Origin of the sequence: Rhodanobacter sp. Root179, from assembly GCF_001428465.1 — a bacterium.
GTDB lineage: Bacteria > Pseudomonadota > Gammaproteobacteria > Xanthomonadales > Rhodanobacteraceae > Rhodanobacter.
This window is the reverse complement of record NZ_LMHR01000069.1, coordinates 31,710-49,660: the sequence shown is the minus strand read 5'-3', so window position 1 is coordinate 49,660 and position 17,951 is coordinate 31,710. Positions and strand designations below refer to the sequence as shown.

Annotated in this window: 12 protein-coding genes; all 12 read right to left on the bottom strand. The window is 63.9% G+C overall.

The features are described from left to right. A complete protein-coding gene (gene icmH, locus ASD82_RS07225) occupies positions 1–1,206 on the bottom strand; it encodes a type IVB secretion system protein IcmH/DotU (protein WP_235580660.1) in 1,206 nt (401 codons plus the stop codon). A gap of 160 nt (positions 1,207–1,366) precedes the next feature. Then, positions 1,367–2,704 (bottom strand): type VI secretion system baseplate subunit TssK, encoded by a 1,338-nt coding sequence (gene tssK, locus ASD82_RS07220; protein ID WP_056717159.1) that lies wholly within the window; start codon positions 2,702–2,704, stop codon positions 1,367–1,369. Positions 2,705–2,829: 125 nt separating this feature from the next. Then, positions 2,830–4,218 carry a type VI secretion system-associated FHA domain protein TagH gene (tagH, locus tag ASD82_RS07215; RefSeq protein ID WP_056717158.1) on the bottom strand — a complete coding sequence of 463 codons (1,389 nt, stop codon included), beginning with the start codon at positions 4,216–4,218 and terminating at the stop codon, positions 2,830–2,832. A gap of 392 nt (positions 4,219–4,610) precedes the next feature. Further along, the gene (locus ASD82_RS07210) at positions 4,611–5,150 is read right to left on the bottom strand and encodes a hypothetical protein (protein ID WP_056717173.1); all 540 of its coding nucleotides are present in this window, start codon (positions 5,148–5,150) and stop codon (positions 4,611–4,613) included. Between the two features lie 16 nt (positions 5,151–5,166). Next, entirely contained in the window at positions 5,167–7,143 is a 1,977-nt protein-coding gene (gene tssI, locus ASD82_RS07205) for a type VI secretion system tip protein TssI/VgrG (RefSeq protein WP_235577852.1), read from the bottom strand. Positions 7,144–7,292: 149 nt separating this feature from the next. After that, a complete protein-coding gene (locus ASD82_RS07200; RefSeq protein ID WP_235577853.1) occupies positions 7,293–8,738 on the bottom strand; it encodes a tetratricopeptide repeat protein in 1,446 nt (481 codons plus the stop codon). Between the two features lie 53 nt (positions 8,739–8,791). Continuing rightward, positions 8,792–9,079: a PAAR domain-containing protein gene (locus ASD82_RS07195; RefSeq protein WP_056717155.1), complete on the bottom strand. Its 288-nt coding sequence runs from the start codon at positions 9,077–9,079 to the stop codon at positions 8,792–8,794. A gap of 329 nt (positions 9,080–9,408) precedes the next feature. After that, a complete protein-coding gene (locus tag ASD82_RS07190; protein ID WP_056717154.1) occupies positions 9,409–10,518 on the bottom strand; it encodes a hypothetical protein in 1,110 nt (369 codons plus the stop codon). Between the two features lie 116 nt (positions 10,519–10,634). Further along, the gene (locus tag ASD82_RS07185) at positions 10,635–11,927 is read right to left on the bottom strand and encodes a hypothetical protein (protein ID WP_157599213.1); all 1,293 of its coding nucleotides are present in this window, start codon (positions 11,925–11,927) and stop codon (positions 10,635–10,637) included. Positions 11,928–12,213: 286 nt separating this feature from the next. After that, on the bottom strand, positions 12,214–14,958 hold the full coding sequence (gene tssH, locus ASD82_RS07180) for a type VI secretion system ATPase TssH (RefSeq protein ID WP_056717172.1): 2,745 nt from the start codon (positions 14,956–14,958) through the stop codon (positions 12,214–12,216). Positions 14,959–15,076: 118 nt separating this feature from the next. Continuing rightward, a complete protein-coding gene (tssG, locus tag ASD82_RS07175) occupies positions 15,077–16,099 on the bottom strand; it encodes a type VI secretion system baseplate subunit TssG (RefSeq protein WP_056717152.1) in 1,023 nt (340 codons plus the stop codon). Then, a complete protein-coding gene (gene tssF / locus ASD82_RS07170; protein WP_056717171.1) occupies positions 16,063–17,946 on the bottom strand; it encodes a type VI secretion system baseplate subunit TssF in 1,884 nt (627 codons plus the stop codon). Before tssF ends, tssG begins: the two co-directional genes overlap by 37 nt. Between the last annotated feature and the right edge of the window lie 5 nt (positions 17,947–17,951).

Below are 17,951 nucleotides of genomic sequence, written 5' to 3'. Positions count from 1 at the left end.
TCAGTCCTCCGGGCTGTAGAGAATTTCGACGCGCCGATTGCGCGCACGATTGGCCGGCAGGTCGGGCGGCAATGCGATCGGTTGCGAGGAACCCGCGCCGCTGGATTCCAGCCGCCCGCTGTTGTCGATACCCTCGCCGAGTATCTGCAGCACCGACCTTGCGCGTTCGGCGGACAACGCGTAGTTGTCCTTGAAACGCAGCGAGTGCACCGGCTGGTCATCGGTGTGGCCCACCACCACGACCCGCCCGGGAACCTGGTTCAGCGCGGCGGTGATCGCATGCAGCATCGGAACCTGCTTGTCGGCCACCTCGGTGCCGCCGGAGGCGAACATGGCGGCGGCATTGAGGCGGACCAGCGCCGAACCGTCCGGCTTCTCGTCCACCGTCAGGGCGCCAGCCTGCTCCTCCGGCGCCAGCAGCTGCTTCAGGCTCTTGCGCTCGACCTTAGGCTGGGCCTGGCGACGCTGCGCGTCGTCCGGCGGCACCGCGGTTTTCAGGCCGATCTGCACTACCTGCGCGCTGACCGGTGACGACAATTCGTTCAACCGCGTGAAGAAATACAGGAAGGCGCCCAGCAGCAGGCAGGCGCCTGCGGCCAGGATCACCCAAAGCGGAACGTGGCGCACCAGCGGATTACGCCGATCCTCGATGCCCTTCCAGTGCGGCGCCAGTTCCTCTGCCGCGGGCGGGCGCTGTGCCTTGATCCGGCGGTACAGCTCTTCCTGGATGTCGGCCAGCTTGGCGCGACCATCGGCTTCGATCTGGTAGCGCCCGCCGAAGCCGAGCGCCAGGCAGATGTACATCAGTTCGATCAGGTCGATGTGTTTCGAGAAATCGGCACACAGCCGGTCGAGGATGATGAAGAATTTCTCGCCACCGTACGACTCGCCATGGAAGACCACCAGCAGCGTCTTCGCCGCCCAACCGCTCTGCTGCCCCCACGGCGTGTTCATCACCGATTCGTCCAGCGTCGAGCACAGCACGTAGCGCGCCGCGGTGATGGTCTGGGCGACGATGCCGGCGGCCTGCGCGTTGCTTTCGAACTGACGGACCTGGGCAATCACCTGCTCGCGCAGATGAGCCGCATCGGGTTGTGACACGCTGTTGCGCAACTGTACGGCCAGCAGCAGCAGCGGGCTGGCGGCCTGCACCAGGGCGTTGAGACCGCCGCCCAGAAAGTCGCTGATCGCGGCCGGAGGGGCCATCTCGGCGCGCGACACCGGGCCGCGTGCAGCTGCCGCGGGTGCGACGGGCGCTGCAGTCGGTGGCGGGGCGGGCATGGGCGCCGGCGGTGCTCCGCGCGGACGGACCACCGTCGCATCGCGCATGGGATCGTCGTCATGGGGACCGTTGCTGTTCATGCGCTCAACCTCTGATCGCCCACAGTTGCAAGTCGAGACCGGCGAACTCGCCACCGAAGTGGAAGGCGATGCCGCCCGACGTCTTCAAGGCCCGCCACATCGGCGAATTCTTGTCGAACTCGAAATACAGGTAGCCGGAGTTGTAGGGAATCTGGCGCGGCGCGACCGGCATCGGCGCCACCGGGATGCCGGGGAGCTGCAGGTTCACCAGGTCGCGGATCTTTTCCACCGGACCGATCTTCGACTGCGCGGGCAACTGCCGGCGCAGGTCTTCGGACTTCATGTCCGCCTTGGCCGCCAGCACGAACGCGGCGCTGTCGACCAGGCTGAGATCGGGCACCACGGCCACCCACACGCCGAACTTGCGCTGCTGCAGCGGAATCGGAATCGCCGTCTGCTCCATCACCGCGCTCAGGCTGCTGCGCAGGGCCTGGATCAGCGGCTCGAAACTCTCGTACAGCGCCTCGTGCCGATACGGCGGAAATGCCGGCGGCCGCTTGCCCGGCGCGGTGAACGTGCACAACTCGCCGGCCATCTCGGTCAGCACCCGGTAGAAGTCCTCCGGGTGCAGGATCGGCGCGGCGGCAAGATGGGCGATCAGTGGCTGGTAGCGGTTGACCACCTGCAGCAACAGGAAGTCGGCGATCTCGGCGGCGCCGCCGCGGTCGGTCACCGCCACGCGGCTGGCCAGCGCCTCGCCACGCTGGTGCAGCAGGCCAAGCAGCTCGGTGAGGAAGGTGGTGAGCTTCGGTGCGGCATGACAGCTCAGCGCCGTCGGCATGAACGCCTCTTCGAGGATCACCCGCCGGTCGGAACGACACTCCACGATCCGCGCCACGGGAATCTGGGCCAGGCCCTCCAGCGGTTGCGATTGCGGCAACAGCCGGCTGTTGAGACCGCCCACCTCCAACGCCGTCATCCCGTCGACGCTGCCCGAGGCGTCACGCACCTCGGTTTCGCGTACGCGGAAACGGAACAGCTTTTCGGCAGGTGCCTCGGGGCGCCCGCTGTCCGGTTGTGCCGGCGAGCGCAACGGCAAGGTCAGGAACACCGTCTGGTCGCGCCAGTTGCCATCGACCTCCAGCGCCAACGGCAGCGGGTCGTCCGCGGGCATGCAGAACGGCGTGCCATCGGGGAACACGCCGCGGGCGCGCTTGATCCCGAGCTTGCCGATCGCCAGCAGATCGGTCTCCAGTTCCAGTTCCGAAAAGCCCCAGGTGTAAGGGCGCAGACTGCCGGCGCGCAGTTCCACGAAGCGCTCGAGATAGCGTTCCTGCTGCTGCAGATGCTGGGGCCGAAGGAAGAGTCCCTCGCTCCAGACGACCTTGTTCATATCCGTCATGCGTCGCACCTGCCCCTGTGAGTCCCCGACAGCATTGCCGGGTGTGTCGGTGCCGGCCATCAGCGTGCCGGCACGTCCCCTGAATCCGTCCTTCGATCTGCGACCTGCAATGCCCCCCGGCGCCGCTAGTGATGTGCCTTCTGCATTCTCCGCGCCGACTTCAGGCGTGACAACTGTTCTTCATAAGCCCGTGCGAACTCGTCGCCGAACAGGCGCCGGAAGCATTCGTCGGGATCACGCGAGAGACCTTCGAAGTGTTCGCGGTACTTTTCCCAGTACTTGCCCTTGCCGGCGAATGCCGACCGCTTCGCGCCATCGGTTTCCTGTTCGAAGCGGTCCGGGTTGAAATGCACCAGCAGGGATTCGAACGCGGCGCGGACGCCGGCGAGCATGGCCATCTGGTGGCAACGAATGTCGTCGAAGGCATCCTCGAAGGCCGCTGTCCCCGACATGAAGGCGCCGTTCGAGGGCGCCATGATCTTGGCCAGCGCATCCTCCGGATTGGGCGCGAACTTCAGCGGGTTGTTTTCGGAACGCTGGATGATCGTGACCGGCAGGCGGAACGTGTTCTTGATCTCCGCCCTCGCGCGCAGCACGTCCATCACGCCATCGACGACGACCCGGAAGATCTGGTCGACATCCGTGGGCAAGGCCGTCGAAGCCGCCGGAGGCGGCATGTACGCGGCCACCGGCGGCGCATGGGTCGGCGGCGCGACCACCGGAGGCGGCGCCACGGCTGCGGGTGGCGGCATGACCGGCGCCGGCGCCGGACTTGGCGGCGACGAAAAGTCGCCCATGGTCAGGTCCCAGTTCTCCGGCAGCGCGTTCGCGGTGGACTGCCGTTGCTCGGTCGTCATCGGCGGATGGAAGAAATCTTCCGTGCTGGACGAGTGGTTCCAGCTCGAACTGGCATTGCCGGTGGTGGCGCCGGAAAGCAGTCCGGAGGTGCTCTCCGAAGAGCCCAGAAAACTCAACGGATCAAGCTCGCCGCCCGACGCGGGTGACACGGCGCCGGGAATCAGGTCGGCGTCGAGCGGAATGCCGCCGCCCATCGCCGGCGGATATGCAGGCGCCTGGGGAGCGATATCGAGCAAGCCGAAATCCAGCGGGTCGAGCGCCCCCGCAGGGATGGACCCCGCCGGAATGGATGGCGCCGAAGGCGGCGGGGACAAATCAGGCAACGCGGTCGAGCTGCCCGCGTCCTGCAGGCGCACTTCGACCTCGAAGGTATCGATCAGCAGGCGATCGCCGTTCTTCAACGCCGAGGGATCGCCCTTGATCAGCGGCGCATCATTGAGCAGCATGCCGTTGGTGCTGCGATCCTCGATGAAATACATGCCGTTGAGGAAGCGGATCATCGCGTGGACACGCGACACGCCAGATGCACTGAGCACCCAATCGCAATCCTCGGAACGTCCGATGCTTCCACCCGCCCCCTCGAACGCCTTGCTGCTTCGGCTGCCGAACTGGGCAGCCTGACGGCCAGCGACTGCAAGGATCAGGCTCTGCGACATCGGCACGCGTATTTCCCCAGCAACTGTCAGATCGGCACGGCGGTGACGAACGCATCATCACGGCTCATGCAGTGAACCAGGTTTCGAACCCACATGAAGACCAGCGACTGATCGCGGCAAGGCCGTGAACCGGGTTCACAACCATATTTGGCACTGGGACTTCCACATCCACGACCGAGCATCCTGCCCCTCCAACCTTCCATTCCCGCCCCGAGCCGAGCACTACCGTAGTGCCCGAAACTGCGAACCACCTACCGGGAAACCGACGCGCGACCGGCCACTACAGCCGGCAACTCACAAAAAATCTGCCGTCCACAATCGTATCGCCCCACGCCACGCCGGGCAAGGTCATGTCGGCTCGACCCCCTTTCCTTGGCTCGCCCCGCGGCAACTCAGGTGGCGCCGGCGACCCCGTTCAACAGGTTCATCGCCGGCTCGATGAAGGCGGCACGACGGCTTTCGAATTTCTCGTTCACCAAGGCAGCCAGCATGTTGATCGCCGCCACGACGGCGCAGGCCGTGAGATGGTCGGCCGGGGGCACCGGGGTTTCCTGCGAAGCCGGCGCCAGACTGCCGCCCGACCAGCCCGCCGCCGCCGCCACCCAGGCGCCAGCCGACTTGTAACCACCCGCGTTGGCGAACTCGAAGGCGGCGCGCCGATTGCTTTCGTTCGGCTCGCGCACCCACTTCTCGGCCAGCGAGGCACCGGCCTTGTCTTCCGGGTCCAGTACCTGGTCGCGTGCGCATTGGCACAGCCAGGCCACGGCGTATCGCTTGGGCAGCATCCGGGCCAGCAGTTTCAACGCATCCTGCACCTGCCCGGCCGCCACCAGCGCCTGCACGGCGGCCTGCGCGGTCATGTCGGGGGTGAGCAGCGCACTGGCCGGCTCGGACAATTCCATCTGGACGGATGCTTGCATGACAGATGACATCGACGTGCTCTCCAACCTAGCCAATCATGATGATGCCGCCGGATATCTGCGTCATCGCCTCGCCCTTGAGCATCAGCATCGGGCCCTTGACCGTCGTCATGGCGCCGCCGGCCACTTCGACCTGCGCGTCGGAATGGGCCTTCAGCGATACGCCTGCACCGAGGTCCATGTTGACGCCAGCCTTGGCGGCGATCTTCATGCTGCCGTCGATCGTGATGTTGACGCCCTTGATCGTGATCGAGCCATCGCTTTTCATGACGATGCTCGAAGCACCCGTGACCAGCTCGATCTCCGTGCCCGCATCGAGCTTGAACTTCTGGCCGATCGTGGTGGTGCCGTTCTGCTTGACGTCCAGCTTGTCGTCCTTGCCCACCGTCGCCGTGCGAATGCCGGTGATGTCCTCGGTCTGGTCGTTCTTGATGGTGATCTTCTCGTCGTGGTCGATCTGCACGAAATGATCGTTCTCCACTTCCTCGCGCATGTCCTTCTGCGCGTGCAGGAACAGCTCCTCGCTGCCCTTCTTGTCCTCGAAGCGGATTTCGTTGAAGTCGTCCGCGCCACCGCCTTCATGGCTGCGGCTCTTGACGCCGCTCTGGGTCTTGTTGTCGGGCAGCGCGTAAGGCGGCAGGTTGTCGGCGTTGTAGACGCTGCCGATCACCAGCGGGCGATCCGGGTCGCCTTCGAGGAAGCTGACCACCACTTCCTGCCCGACCCGGGGAATGTGCACGGCGCCCCAGTTCTTGCCGGCCCAGGACGATGCCACCCTGACCGGGCAGGAAATGTGGGCATTCTTCTTGTCCGACTTGTTCCAGTGGAACGTCACCTGGATGCGGCCGTACTTGTCCACCGAGATGTCTTCGGCCTTGTCGCTTCCCGACACCACGGCGGTCTGCAGGCCGACGACCATCGGCTTGATCGCCGTCTGCATGGTGCGGAACGGCTGGCGGCTGCTGATCACCGAGAAGTTGCAGAAGAACAGCTCGCCATCCGACCCACCGGAGGTGCGCGCGGCGTTCTCGATGTGCACGGTCGATCCGGTGACCAGGTACTCCTGGTTCAGTTCGGCGCGGGGGAACTTGGTCAGCTTGAACAGCGCGCCAGTCAACAGTCCCGGCGCGTTGGTCGAGCCCGAGCACAGCGACTGCGCCACGTTGATCGATTCGAGACGTACCTGGGCGTAGTGCTTGCCCGCGTCGCTGGTCTCGTGATCGCCGGGGAAGTCGAACGACTCCAGTCCGTTGACGGCGTGGTTTTCGTCGGCGTTGCTGATCGTTTCCTCCCCCAGCAGCGAAGTTTTCGGCTTCATCGGGTCGTAATCGGTCAGCGAATACTTGGTCGTCTGCACCGATCGGGCCGATGAAAAGTCGGTGATCGAGACCTCCAGCGCCGCGCGGCTTCCGCCGGCCTGCGGACGATACGGAAGTTGTGCGTACCCGCTGGTGGTGGCATGCGCCCCCAGCGAGTCGGCGAGCACCATGGTGTGCACGCCATCGGTGTGCTGAAAGAAGTAGTAGATGCCTTCCTGCTCCATCAGCCGACTGATGAAGTTGAAGTAATCCTCGCGGTACTGCACGCAATAGTCGCGGGCCGGATAGTTGCCGCTCAGGCTCAGCTTCACGTCGCCATAGCCGAATTCGGCCAACACCGCCTTGACGATGTCGGGCACCGATTGCTTGAGGTAGATGCGGCAATCGACCTTGTGCATCAGCAGCCAGGCCTTCGGCACCAGCGTCACCGCGTACTCGGCAAATCGCTCTTCCTTGAAGCTTTCGAACCCGGTCTGCGAAATTTCCGAGACCATGCCGCTGAAATAGCGCTTGTAACCCTCGGACTCGAAGGTGACCGTCATCGAGCTGCCGAGCAGAGGCAGCAGCTTCACTTCGCTGTCCGTGCTGATCAGCTTCAACTGGTAGGAAAACAGCCTCCCCAGCTGCTCGCCACCAGACAGACTGGCAGGCAGCAGCTTGTCACCGAGGTCTGACTTCAGTGTCATCCGATTCGTCATTTCCCATCTCCCCCAGCGAGCACGCGATTGCGTTCTTGCGAATCCCCAATGTTTATCATATTCCCGTCCAGCCCGGGAGAGGCGAATATCCCGTCAGCGCCCGTCCTGCGGCGCACAGTCTGGCAGGCCCTTTGCTTTCAGTTGCCGCGACGAGCCAGAACCACCCAGCCGGACACGGGCCGGCCAAGCTCCTTGCGCAGCGGGTGCGCCGCCATCTGCACTTCGCCGAACCCCGCTGCCTCCAGCGCCTGCAGCACGTGACGCCGGCTGTGCTGATAGCGGCCACTGGGATGCAACTCGACGCGATCGTCGTCACCCTCCAGCACTTCGAGCGTGAAGGCCAGTACCCCGCCGGGCCGCAGCGATGCATGGGTGCCCTGCACGACTTCATGCAGATCACCGAAATAGATCAGGGTGTCCGCCGACAGCACGAGATCCCAGCACCCGCTGCCGCTGCCCAGGAACTGGCCCAGTTCGGCGACCTCCAGCGCGTCATAGCCGCCGCGGCTGCGCGCCTTGTCGATCATCTTGCCGGACAGGTCGACACCATGAAGCCGCCGCGCGTACGGGCGAACCAGCGGCGCGCACAACCCGGTGCCACAACCGGCATCGAGCACATCCAGGCGGGCGGCGGGCGGGCCCAGCATGCCGACCAGGTGCTCCATCAATACCTGCGGCGCACGATAGTCGAGGCGGTCCAGCAGCTGCTCGTCGAAACTGTCCGCAAACCCGTCGAAGATCTCCCGTACGTAGGCGTCATCCGCGCGGGCAGGCATCGTGCCGCCACCACAGGACGCCAGCATGTGGCGCGGCACGGGATGGTTCGGCTCGCGCGACAACCAGTCGCGGTAGACGTCAACCGCCTCCTCGCACCGGCCCAGCACGTACAGCGACACCCCCAGCTCCTGCAAGGCACGTGTATCGGTCTGGTCGCAGTGCCAGGCCTCCCGAAAACAGTCCACGGCGTCGGCCAGGTCCTCGATCACGTCCAGATGACTGCTCTTGAACAAGCCCATCAGCATGTGGGCGCGGCCAAGACGGGGTGCCTGTTGCAGCAACTCTTCATAGAACCGGAGGGCTTCCGTGGGCCGCCGCTGGGCCTCCAGTACGATGGCAAGATTGCCCAGCGCATCGAGATGATGAGGGACGCAAGCCAGCGCCCGGCGGTAGCAGGCTTCTGCTTCGGCGAGATGTCCCGACTCCTTCTGGATGTTGCCGAGGTTGTTGTGGGCTTCCGCGTGACCAGGCACCGCGCGCAGCGCCATCCTGATCAATCGGGTGCCGTCATCGCTGTCGCCGCGCTGGTGACGCAGGACTCCCAGGAAATGCAAGGCGTCGGGTTGGCCCGCCTTCATCTGCAGGGCATGTCGATAGCCGGCCTCGGCTTCGTCGAGACGGCCTGCCTGATGCGCTTCGATTGCCTGCCGCATCGTCTTCATCACGCGATGCGACAGATCCGGGCCGCGGCGACCGCTTCCGACCCGACCAGCGGATGACCGGCTCACCCGCCGAGCTCCGGCATCCCAGGCAAATGCCTGGCGCCCGGCTCGCGGGATGGCGATCCGCCCTCTGGCGCCCGCCAACGATCAAGGCCGGTGATCACTGCAGCACGCGGCGTCTCCATGACTTTCCCCGGTCAGTTGATGATCACCGTGAAACAACCGAGCACGATGGTTCCGCCATGCGCCATCATGTCACCCATGCGGGCCGCCGGCATGTTGGCGATGAGCACCTTGAACGAGCCCATGGCGATCATGTCGGGTGGCCCGGCGCAGACGGCCATGTCGGTCACCCGAGCAGCGGGCAATCCCCCAATGAGCACCGTGGGCGCACCCGGGCCGGAAATGGGACCGCCCACGTGTGGCACCGGTCCGGTAAACATCGGGCAGACATGCATGTCGGTAAGTCGCGCTGCTGGAGGCATGAGCTTCCCTCTCCCTCAATGATTGGATGAATTATGCGCCGTACCGGGCGTCCTTAGTCGTTTGACAGTAATTCCTTCGCCACCGACAACTTGCTCCTGGTACCGAATTTCAGTCCGGTGCCGCCGAACATGTTGGCGACTAGCCGCTGGCGGGCACGCGCCAGCTCACCCATGGCTCTGAACTCGCCCATGCTCAATGGCTTCGATGGCATGTCCCATGGCCCCAAGATGGAAGGCAAACCCTCGCGGTTCTGCTTTCCGATATCCCTGCGCGTCCGATGAGGAATCAAGCTGACTCACCCAGACGCGGAAAGCGCCCCTGAATTGATTTACACGTTGAACTGGACGGAATTGCCCGGCTTGTCGATACCGTTGTTCAACTGAATGATGTCGGCCCGACTCAGCCGATTCAGATCGTAGATCGTCTGTCCTTTGTTCTCGTCGGCAAAATCGACCATGATGAAATTCGGCAGGTATATCTGGAAATTCGTGGCGTGCGAATCCAGGGGAAAGGCCTCCGGAACGCTGTTGCTCATGTAGTTGTAGCCACCTTCCGTCCACAACTGCTTCAGTTGCTGCTTTCCATTCGTGGTCCAGGCTTTCTTGTCCCTGCCCTTGATGCTTCGCACCATGCCGGTCTGCGTCCAATACATCATCCGGAGCACGTCACGCGAGTAATGCGCCGTATTGGCGTCGCCAAGAATGCGCCTCTGCTTGTCGATGTTCTGGAGGAACTTCCCCTTCACCGGAGAGCTGAATGCATAGTCCAGAGGCTGCACGATATCCGTTCCACCCTTCCCGTAATAGACGAGGCCGTTGATATGGTCGGGCATCACGCCATGGGGATAGAGGCTGACAACTTGTGCCGCACCGTCCGCAATCGTCGCGCCCGCCTGGCTCAATTTGGAAAAGCCGTCAGGCATGAACCCGCAGACCACCTTGCCGCCCATTTCGTCGAGGGTATGGTTGGCCAGATTGCCCGGCTTCTTGTAGAGCCGGGTTTTCAACTTGCTCTGGCAAGCTTCGAGGATCAACTCGTAGTTGGCCGACTTGTCGAACTTGAGTATCAGGAATTCGTCCTGGTACTTCTCGACGAAGCGGAACGCGCCATCGAGGATGTCGTCCAGGTCCATGCCCCAATCGCCGAGCACCATGCGCGTGACCTCGATGTTCCGGGTGGTTCCGCCCACGTTTTTCGACTTCAACTCCGGCGTGTTCTTGCCGTGGAACGCGGAAAGCTTGGCGCCGCCGTGGCCGGTTCGCTGACCCGAAATGCGGATATCGAAAATGCGCACGCCGCACTTGGCCTGGTGATAGATCGACTTGCTCTGGGTACGGGCACGGATGCCGCCCGAATTGATCGCGGCGTCGTGGCTGCCGGCCATCACGATCTCGTTGACCTTTTTCTGCCCGCCGAGCGAGTGGTATTCAATGGCCATTTCGACATCCTTCAATGGGGTGGGAGCGCACGCATCGCGGGCACTCGGGCATCAATGAAAAGCAGAAAAATCTCCATACCTGTCTGGTCCGGAGCACAGCGAACCCACCCCGCGCTTCATGCGTGCAAGGGGAAAGTTGCCGGCCAGACACTGACGCGGCGATCCGCATAGCGGCCACCACCAACCTCGACGGTGTACGTGGGATCGTCCGTCAGCAATCCTTTGCTCATCAGCGAATCACGCAGGAACGCGCTGCTTCCGACGGCCTGGAACAAGCGGCTGTCGACCTTGGACAGCAGCAGGTTGCCGTTGCCGACATCCTCGAAGATCGTTTGATAGGCACCGGGATAGGCGGCCGCGAAACAGGCCCGGTGATGTTCGTTGATCCAGTAGCTTTCCTTGCCGCCGCGGGTGTAAAGATCCATCCTGGAATGCTTGGCGGCGGAACGCCGTCGCAATCCACCGCCAACGATGCGGTTCTTCATCCCGCTGGTCTGGTAGCTCTTGTGTTCGGAAAGCCCCATGACCAGGCGGGCGTACCCCTCGCACATGTCGGCTGCCGAGCAAAGGAAGTTGTAGGGAACGCCATCGATCGAGGTACCGAGGCTGCGCAGGAATCCGCAGGCCAGGTTCCGCGTGATATACGCGGCGTAGGCAGGCTCGTTCGGGATCACCTGGGCATTGTGCACACCCGGCATCGGCAGCATCACCGCCGTGGTGCGGCCCGGATCGACGACAGTCAGGCGACTCCAGTCCTGCGGCTTGAATGACTTGCGCATCTCGTGCATCGCAATGATCGCGATGTAACGTGCCACGTTGGGGGTCAGTCGTGTGGTGTCCTCGATGGTCTTGCCGGCACTCAACCCGGCGACCGGGTCGACCCCGAAAATATTGCACTCCAGCTCGTTGCCGAACACCTCGTTCAGGGCCGCCGCGATGCGGATGCACGTCACCGCGCCACGGCTCCAGCCCGCCAGGTTCACCCGATCGATGGCTTGGCCATGCTCGAAGATCATGTCCTGGATGATGTTGACCGTACGGATCACGTTCTCGTCCCAGCCGAGTCCGCTGAGATTCCCCAGCGCGTTGCCGACCTTGTTCGAGCGCGTCAGTTTCGACGTGGAGGTCTTGCCACCCAACGCCTTGCTGAACGACGAGCCGCCACCACCCGACCCCGAAATGCGATTGCCCGTGATCGGGTTGACCTGCTGCGGAAGCGCGATGCCCCCAACCATTCCCGAGCCGGGCCCCTCGTTGATCAGATAGCTGCCCGGAGTAACCAGCGACCCTGCCAGCCTCGCCTCCGAGCCGTCCGTATGGTTATGAAACCAGGCCACCAGCTCATTGCTTTCCGTCGCCTTTACCCGGTTGAACCCGGTACCGTGGCAGTACACCGTGAACGTAGTCATATCGATTCCTGGTTATCGCTGGCCGCCCCTAAGGTGCGTACCCGCGGCACATGGGCAACGTCATGCCCACCAATGGAACTTCAACTTCGCATCCCTTCGCCTGAGGTCCGCAGCAAGCCCGCGCCAGATCAAGCCGGGCGCGGTGACGGTCATCCTCCGAGTTTCCGGGCTCACGCAACTGCCCTGATGTGAAGGGGAGCGCGCGCTGCGAAGACGTCCGGTCGACTTGCAGCGATTTCGCGCTTCGTCCTTTGAGGAAGGCAATCACCTGCCGTTTGCCCGACGGTCACCCGAAAGCGTACGAAAACTCTCCGTCCGTCACCCCCACCTGCACCTTCGCCACGTCCTCCCCGGCAATCATCCTGGTGAGGAACGCGCGCGAGATGTCCGGCAGCATCGAGTTGGTCAGGATGGCGTCGATCATGCGCCCGCCCGATTCGGTCTCGGTGCAGCGTTCGACCACCAGCTTCACCACGTCTTCGCTGTATTCGAACGGGATCTTGTAGCGGGCCTCGACGCGCTTCTTGATGCGGTTGATCTGCAGCTTGACGATCTTGCCCAGCATCTCGGGACTGAGCGGGTAGTACGGAATCGTCACCAGACGGCCCAACAGCGCGGGCGGGAAGATCTTCAGCAGCGGCTCGCGCAATGCCTTGGCCATGCCCTCGTGGTCGGGCATCAGTTCCGGGTCCTTGCACAGGCCGGCGATCATCTCGGTGCCGGCGTTGGTGGTGAGCAGGATCAGGGTGTTCTTGAAGTCGATCGAGCGGCCTTCACCGTCTTCCATCACGCCCTTGTCGAAGACCTGGAAGAAGATCTCGTGGACGTCGGGGTGGGCCTTCTCGACTTCGTCCAGCAGCACCACCGAATACGGCTTGCGCCGCACCGCCTCGGTAAGCACGCCGCCTTCGCCGTAGCCGACATAGCCGGGGGGCGCGCCCTTGAGGGTCGAGACGGTGTGCGCTTCCTGGAATTCACTCATGTTGATGGTGATGATGTTCTGCTCGCCGCCGTACAGTGCCTCGGCCAGGGCGAGCGCGGTCTCGGTCTTGCCGACGCCGGAGGTGCCGGCCAGCATGAACACGCCGATCGGCTTGTTCGGATCGACCAGGCCGGCACGCGAGGTCTGGATGCGCTTGGCGATCATCTCCATCGCGTGATCCTGGCCGATCACGCGGGCACCCATCAGGCTGGCCAGGTTCATCACGGTCTCGAGTTCGCTCTTGACCATGCGACCGACCGGGATGCCGGTCCAGTCCGACACCACCGAACCCACAGCCTGCTGATCGACCGAGGCCAGGATCAGCGGATGTTCGCCCTGCAGTTCGGCCAGTTGGACCTGCAAGTCCTGCAGTTCCTTCAGCGCGGTCGCGCGATCGTCACCGGCAAGGGCCGCTTCGCCAGCGGGCGCTTCCTTGGCGTCAGCAACCTGGTTGGCCGACTCTTCCAGCGCGCTGCCGGTGCCTTCGACCGGCGCGGAAGAACCACGCAACTTCGAACGGATGTCGAGGATCCTGTCGACCAGATCCTTCTCCTTGACCCAGTTCGCCTCCAGCGTTTCCAGCCGCGCCTTCTGCGTCGCCAGCTTTTCGTTGGCGCTGTCCTCGCGGGCGGTCACGTTCACGCCGACGTTCTTCTCGCGGGCGATGATGCCAAGCTCGGTTTCCAGCGCCTGGATGCGCTTGCGGGTGTCGTCTACCTCGGCTGGCACCGCATGCTGGCTGATCGCCACACGGGCGCACGCAGTGTCGAGCAGGCTGACCGACTTGTCCGGCAACTGGCGCGCAGGTATGTAGCGGTGTGACAGTTTCACCGCGGCTTCCAGCGCCTCGTCGAGGATCTGCACCTTGTGGTGCTTCTCCATCACGCTGGCGACGCCGCGCATCATCAGGATCGCCTTTTCCTCGCTGGGTTCGTCGATCTGCACGGTCTGGAAGCGACGGGTCAGTGCCGGATCCTTCTCGATGTGCTTCTTGTACTCGGCCCAGGTGGTGGCACCGATCGTGCGCAGGTTGCCGCGTGCCAGCGCGGGCTTGAGCAGGTTCGCCGCATCACCGGTGCCGGCCGCGCCGCCGGCGCCGACCAGGGTGTGCGCCTCGTCGATGAACAGGATGATCGGCCTGGTCGAGGACTGAACTTCCTCGATGACCTGCTTCAGGCGATTCTCGAACTCGCCCTTCATGCTGGCGCCGGCCTGCAGCAGGCCCACGTCGAGCACGCGCAGTTGCACGTCCTTCAGCGGCGGCGGCACGTCGCCGATGGCGATGCGCATGGCGAAGCCTTCGATCACCGCGGTCTTGCCCACGCCGGCCTCGCCGACCAGCATCGGGTTGTTCTGCCGGCGGCGCATCAGGATGTCGACCAGCTGGCGGATCTCGTCGTCGCGACCGACGATCGGGTCCATCTTGCCGTCGCGCGCCTGTGCGGTGAGGTCGATGGTGAACTGCGCCAGCGCTTCCTGTTTGCCCATCTGCGCCGGCGACATCGCACCGCTGGCTTCGCCCGGCGCCGAGCCCCCGCCCATCTTGAAACCGTCGTTGGCGCTCAAGCCGTCTTCGGGTGAACCGCCGACCACCTCGGCGAATTTCTCGACCAGGGCCTCGGGCTTGATCTTGTCGAATTCGGCCGAGATGTTCACCAGGGCATTGCGCAGGTTGCGCGTGCGCATGCAGCCGACGATCAGGTAGCCGGTGCGTACCTGGGCTTCGCCGAACATCAGGGTGGCGAATACCCAGGCGCGCTCGACTGCTTCCTCGACGTTGCTCGACAGGTCAGAGATGGACGACGAACCACGCGGCAGTCGATCCAGCGCATCGGTGATGTCACGCGCCAGGTTCGACGGGTTGAGGTTGAACTGCTTGACGATGCGATGCAGGTCCGAATCCTGCAGTTGCAGGATCTGGTGAATCCAGTGCACCAGTTCCACGTAGGGATTGCCGCGCAGTTTGCAGAACACGGTAGCGCTTTCGATGCCGCGAAAAGCAAGCTTGTTGAGCTTTCCGAACAGGGCGCCGCGACTGATTTCGGCCATGATCATCGTTCCTTTGCAGTAGTTGTCGTTCAGCGGACTTCTTGCGATGTCGAACTGGTATCTGCCCGCGCCGTTCGGGCGGCGCGATCGTGTAATGAACTGTCTTCGCCCTGCCTGGTCAGCCCACCGGCTTCAGGACAACCTGGTCGGCGTCATCGTCCCGGTGCACCTGCCCCATCCACGTCGTCAGCCCCATGCGGCCACCCTGTCCCAACCGGGTTGCGGGCACCTCGTCCCTTTTCAGGACCAGTTGCACGTCCCAGGCCTTTTCTTCGCCGACATAGGTCTTCACCGCGGCCACGAGCTGCTTCAGCGCCTCGCCCCCCGGCAGGAAATTGTTGAACTCGGCCCGGCTCAGCGGCCCCAACCGCAGGCGGAATCGCTGCTGACTGCCCCATACGTACTGGCCGGTTACCGTGGTCAGTCCCAGCGCCGCCACCTCGCCCGAGGCACCAAGGCGCAGGTAGGATTCCGATGGCAGACGCATCCACTCGGCGACAAACTCGACAATCCCCACCGGGATGCGGAAGAAGCGTTCGAGCAGGCCTTTCAGCCCTTCGGCATTGCGTGCCTGCTGCAGTAACCGCCCGGCGAAGAAGCGCTTGAACTGGTCCGGCAGCGCATCGCGCCCCTCGAGATTGGGCGTGGCCAGGCCGACCAGGGCGCCCATGTACAGGCGGAACCGGTCTTCATCCGGCCGATCCAGATGCACGGTGGGCTGCGAGTCGGCCCAGGTGCGGTAGAACAGGCTCATCATCCGGTGATGGAAGATGTCCGCGAAGGCGGAGAATGTGCGATCCCGCGAGTTCAGCTCGCGGTCCATGGCGTATTCGGTGAGATGCAGCGGTAATGGTGCATTCGGGCCGAACAGGCCGAAGAAGAGGCCATGCATGCGCGCCGGTCGGCCACCACCACCCGGCTGGTAGCGATCGACCGTCCTGGGTGCGAACGCCAGCGACGGCGTCTGGCACAGGCGCACGAAATCCTCGGCGGCCTTGGCCGAATGCCCCAGCCTGGGCCGCTCGGGATGGGCACACTCAAGCCGCCGGATCGCCTCGAAAAACTCGAAGTCCTCCGGACGATCGCGCAGCGCGTTCTCCAGCGCTACAACGTCTGCCGTGTTCCGAGCCGAGCCGGCCATCGAGCGACCTCATTGCGTTCCAAAGTACGCAGGACTGTTTCAGTGAAGGAATTGATGGACACGTAGCGCGCAAAGAACTGCTGCATCACCGCGCCAAGAAGGAAGGCGCCGGTGCCTTCGAAGGCACCGTCGTCACAGGTAAGCGTGATCTCCAGGCCACGACCGAAAGTGATCGGTCCCTGCACCGGAATACGCCGCACGATGGGCTGCGAGCTCACCGCCTTCACGCCCTCAACCTGCCGCAGCGCACTGGAGTCGAACTCGTCGCAATAGAGCGTCAGCATCTCGCGCAAGGCCGAGGCGCCTTCGCCGGCGTTGTTCTCCAACAGCGATACGTAATTCAGTTGCAGATGGCTGAGCAGCCGCCACGCTGTCTCGCCCGTGGCCACCGGCGCACGTGGCTTGGTGGGACCGGCAACACAACGGATGGATTCGACAGGCGCACCGGTCTCCAGGGTGAAGTCGGTCTTGGACTTGCCCACCGGCATCTGCAGCGGCAGGTCGCGGTTGGTGCACATCAGCTGCATGCCGATCTGGCGCAGCTCGGTCGAGTACGGCGCCTCGCTGGAGTCAACCAGCGCGATGAACATCTCGTTGCCGATGTAGCTGGAACGCGCACCCTGCCGCTTCTGTCGCGAGGACACCAGCCGCGGCTCGCGGCGTATCGTGTAGTAGGCCGAATGTTGGCTGTGCCAGGTGCGTTCGTCGCAACCATAGAAGGGCAGGAACCGCTGCTCCGGTTCCTGTCGGTCACCGAAACCCTCGACGTTGCCGATGCTGTGGATCTCGAAATCCATCGGCCGCGTGCGATCGGCCAGGATGTGGTACTCGGCCTTACCCTGCTGCAGGTGGATGCGATCGGCCCGGCGGGGAAACAGGTTGATGGCGGGCGTGCAGAACAGACGGAAGTTGTTGAGGTCGATGGCGTTGTGCAGGCTCGCCACGCTGCGGTCGAACAGCACGACGATCTCGAACTCGTTGCCCCTGGAGCGGCTCAGCAACGACTTCAGCCCGGTGAATTCGGCGAACAGGAAGCGCTCGGGACAGGCAAAGTATTCCTGCAACAGCCGGTAGCCGCTGAAGGACCGGCCACTGTACGGAATGAGCGCCTCGTCATCGTCGAAACCACGCCGATGAATGGCACTGGCGTCATGTGTCTGGCTGATCTCGCCACTGGCCCCCATGGCCCGCACCATGTAACAGACCGCATTGCCCAGCAGTTGTTCGTAAAGACGCTTGGGCAACTCGTCCGCGCCGGCGATGAACACCGGCAACTTGTCCAGTGCCAGCATGTTGGCCTGGGCGCCCGCCGTGACGCGAAGCTTGAGCCGAAGGCCGGCACGCACCGTCTTGCCTGCGGGCAAGGCCACGCCCGCCGCGGCGATGGCCGCAGGTGTCTCGAAATACTTCGCCTCGATCAGTTCCAGCGGCCACAGGGTGACATCGTGCGCAGTGCGATACTCGCACGTCGTGCGGTCATCCTTGCCGGCAAGACTGCGCAGCGCCGTGTGCCGGGCCACCGTATGACCGGCGAGCAGGCCGCTCTCTTTCAGATCCGGTTGCATCTGGACCACGGCCATGGACGGCACGGGCGCCAGGTAATGCGGGTAGATCATTTCCAGCAGGTGCTGGGTGAACACCGGGTATTGCGCATCCAGCTTGAGCTGCACGCGCGCGGCGAGGAAGGCGAAACCCTCGAGCAGACGCTCGACATAAGGGTCGGCGCACTCGAAGCCTTCCAGGCCAAGACGCCCGGCGATCTTCGGGTATTCGCGCGCAAACTCGCCGCCCATCTCGCGGACGTGTTGCAATTCCCGGTTGTAGTACCGCAGCAGTCGTGGGTCCATGGTCA

Coding starts and splice junctions, on each gene's coding strand:
- icmH (WP_235580660.1), bottom strand. CDS start 1,206: ATGGCCCCTCCGGCCGCGATCAGCGACTTTCTGGGCGGCGGTCTCAAC.
- tssK (WP_056717159.1), bottom strand. CDS start 2,704: ATGACGGATATGAACAAGGTCGTCTGGAGCGAGGGACTCTTCCTTCGG.
- tagH (WP_056717158.1), bottom strand. CDS start 4,218: ATGTCGCAGAGCCTGATCCTTGCAGTCGCTGGCCGTCAGGCTGCCCAG.
- ASD82_RS07210 (WP_056717173.1), bottom strand. CDS start 5,150: ATGTCATCTGTCATGCAAGCATCCGTCCAGATGGAATTGTCCGAGCCG.
- tssI (WP_235577852.1), bottom strand. CDS start 7,143: ATGACACTGAAGTCAGACCTCGGTGACAAGCTGCTGCCTGCCAGTCTG.
- ASD82_RS07195 (WP_056717155.1), bottom strand. CDS start 9,079: ATGCCTCCAGCAGCGCGACTTACCGACATGCATGTCTGCCCGATGTTT.
- ASD82_RS07190 (WP_056717154.1), bottom strand. CDS start 10,518: ATGGCCATTGAATACCACTCGCTCGGCGGGCAGAAAAAGGTCAACGAG.
- ASD82_RS07185 (WP_157599213.1), bottom strand. CDS start 11,927: ATGACTACGTTCACGGTGTACTGCCACGGTACCGGGTTCAACCGGGTA.
- tssH (WP_056717172.1), bottom strand. CDS start 14,958: ATGGCCGAAATCAGTCGCGGCGCCCTGTTCGGAAAGCTCAACAAGCTT.
- tssG (WP_056717152.1), bottom strand. CDS start 16,099: ATGGCCGGCTCGGCTCGGAACACGGCAGACGTTGTAGCGCTGGAGAAC.
- tssF (WP_056717171.1), bottom strand. CDS start 17,946: ATGGACCCACGACTGCTGCGGTACTACAACCGGGAATTGCAACACGTC.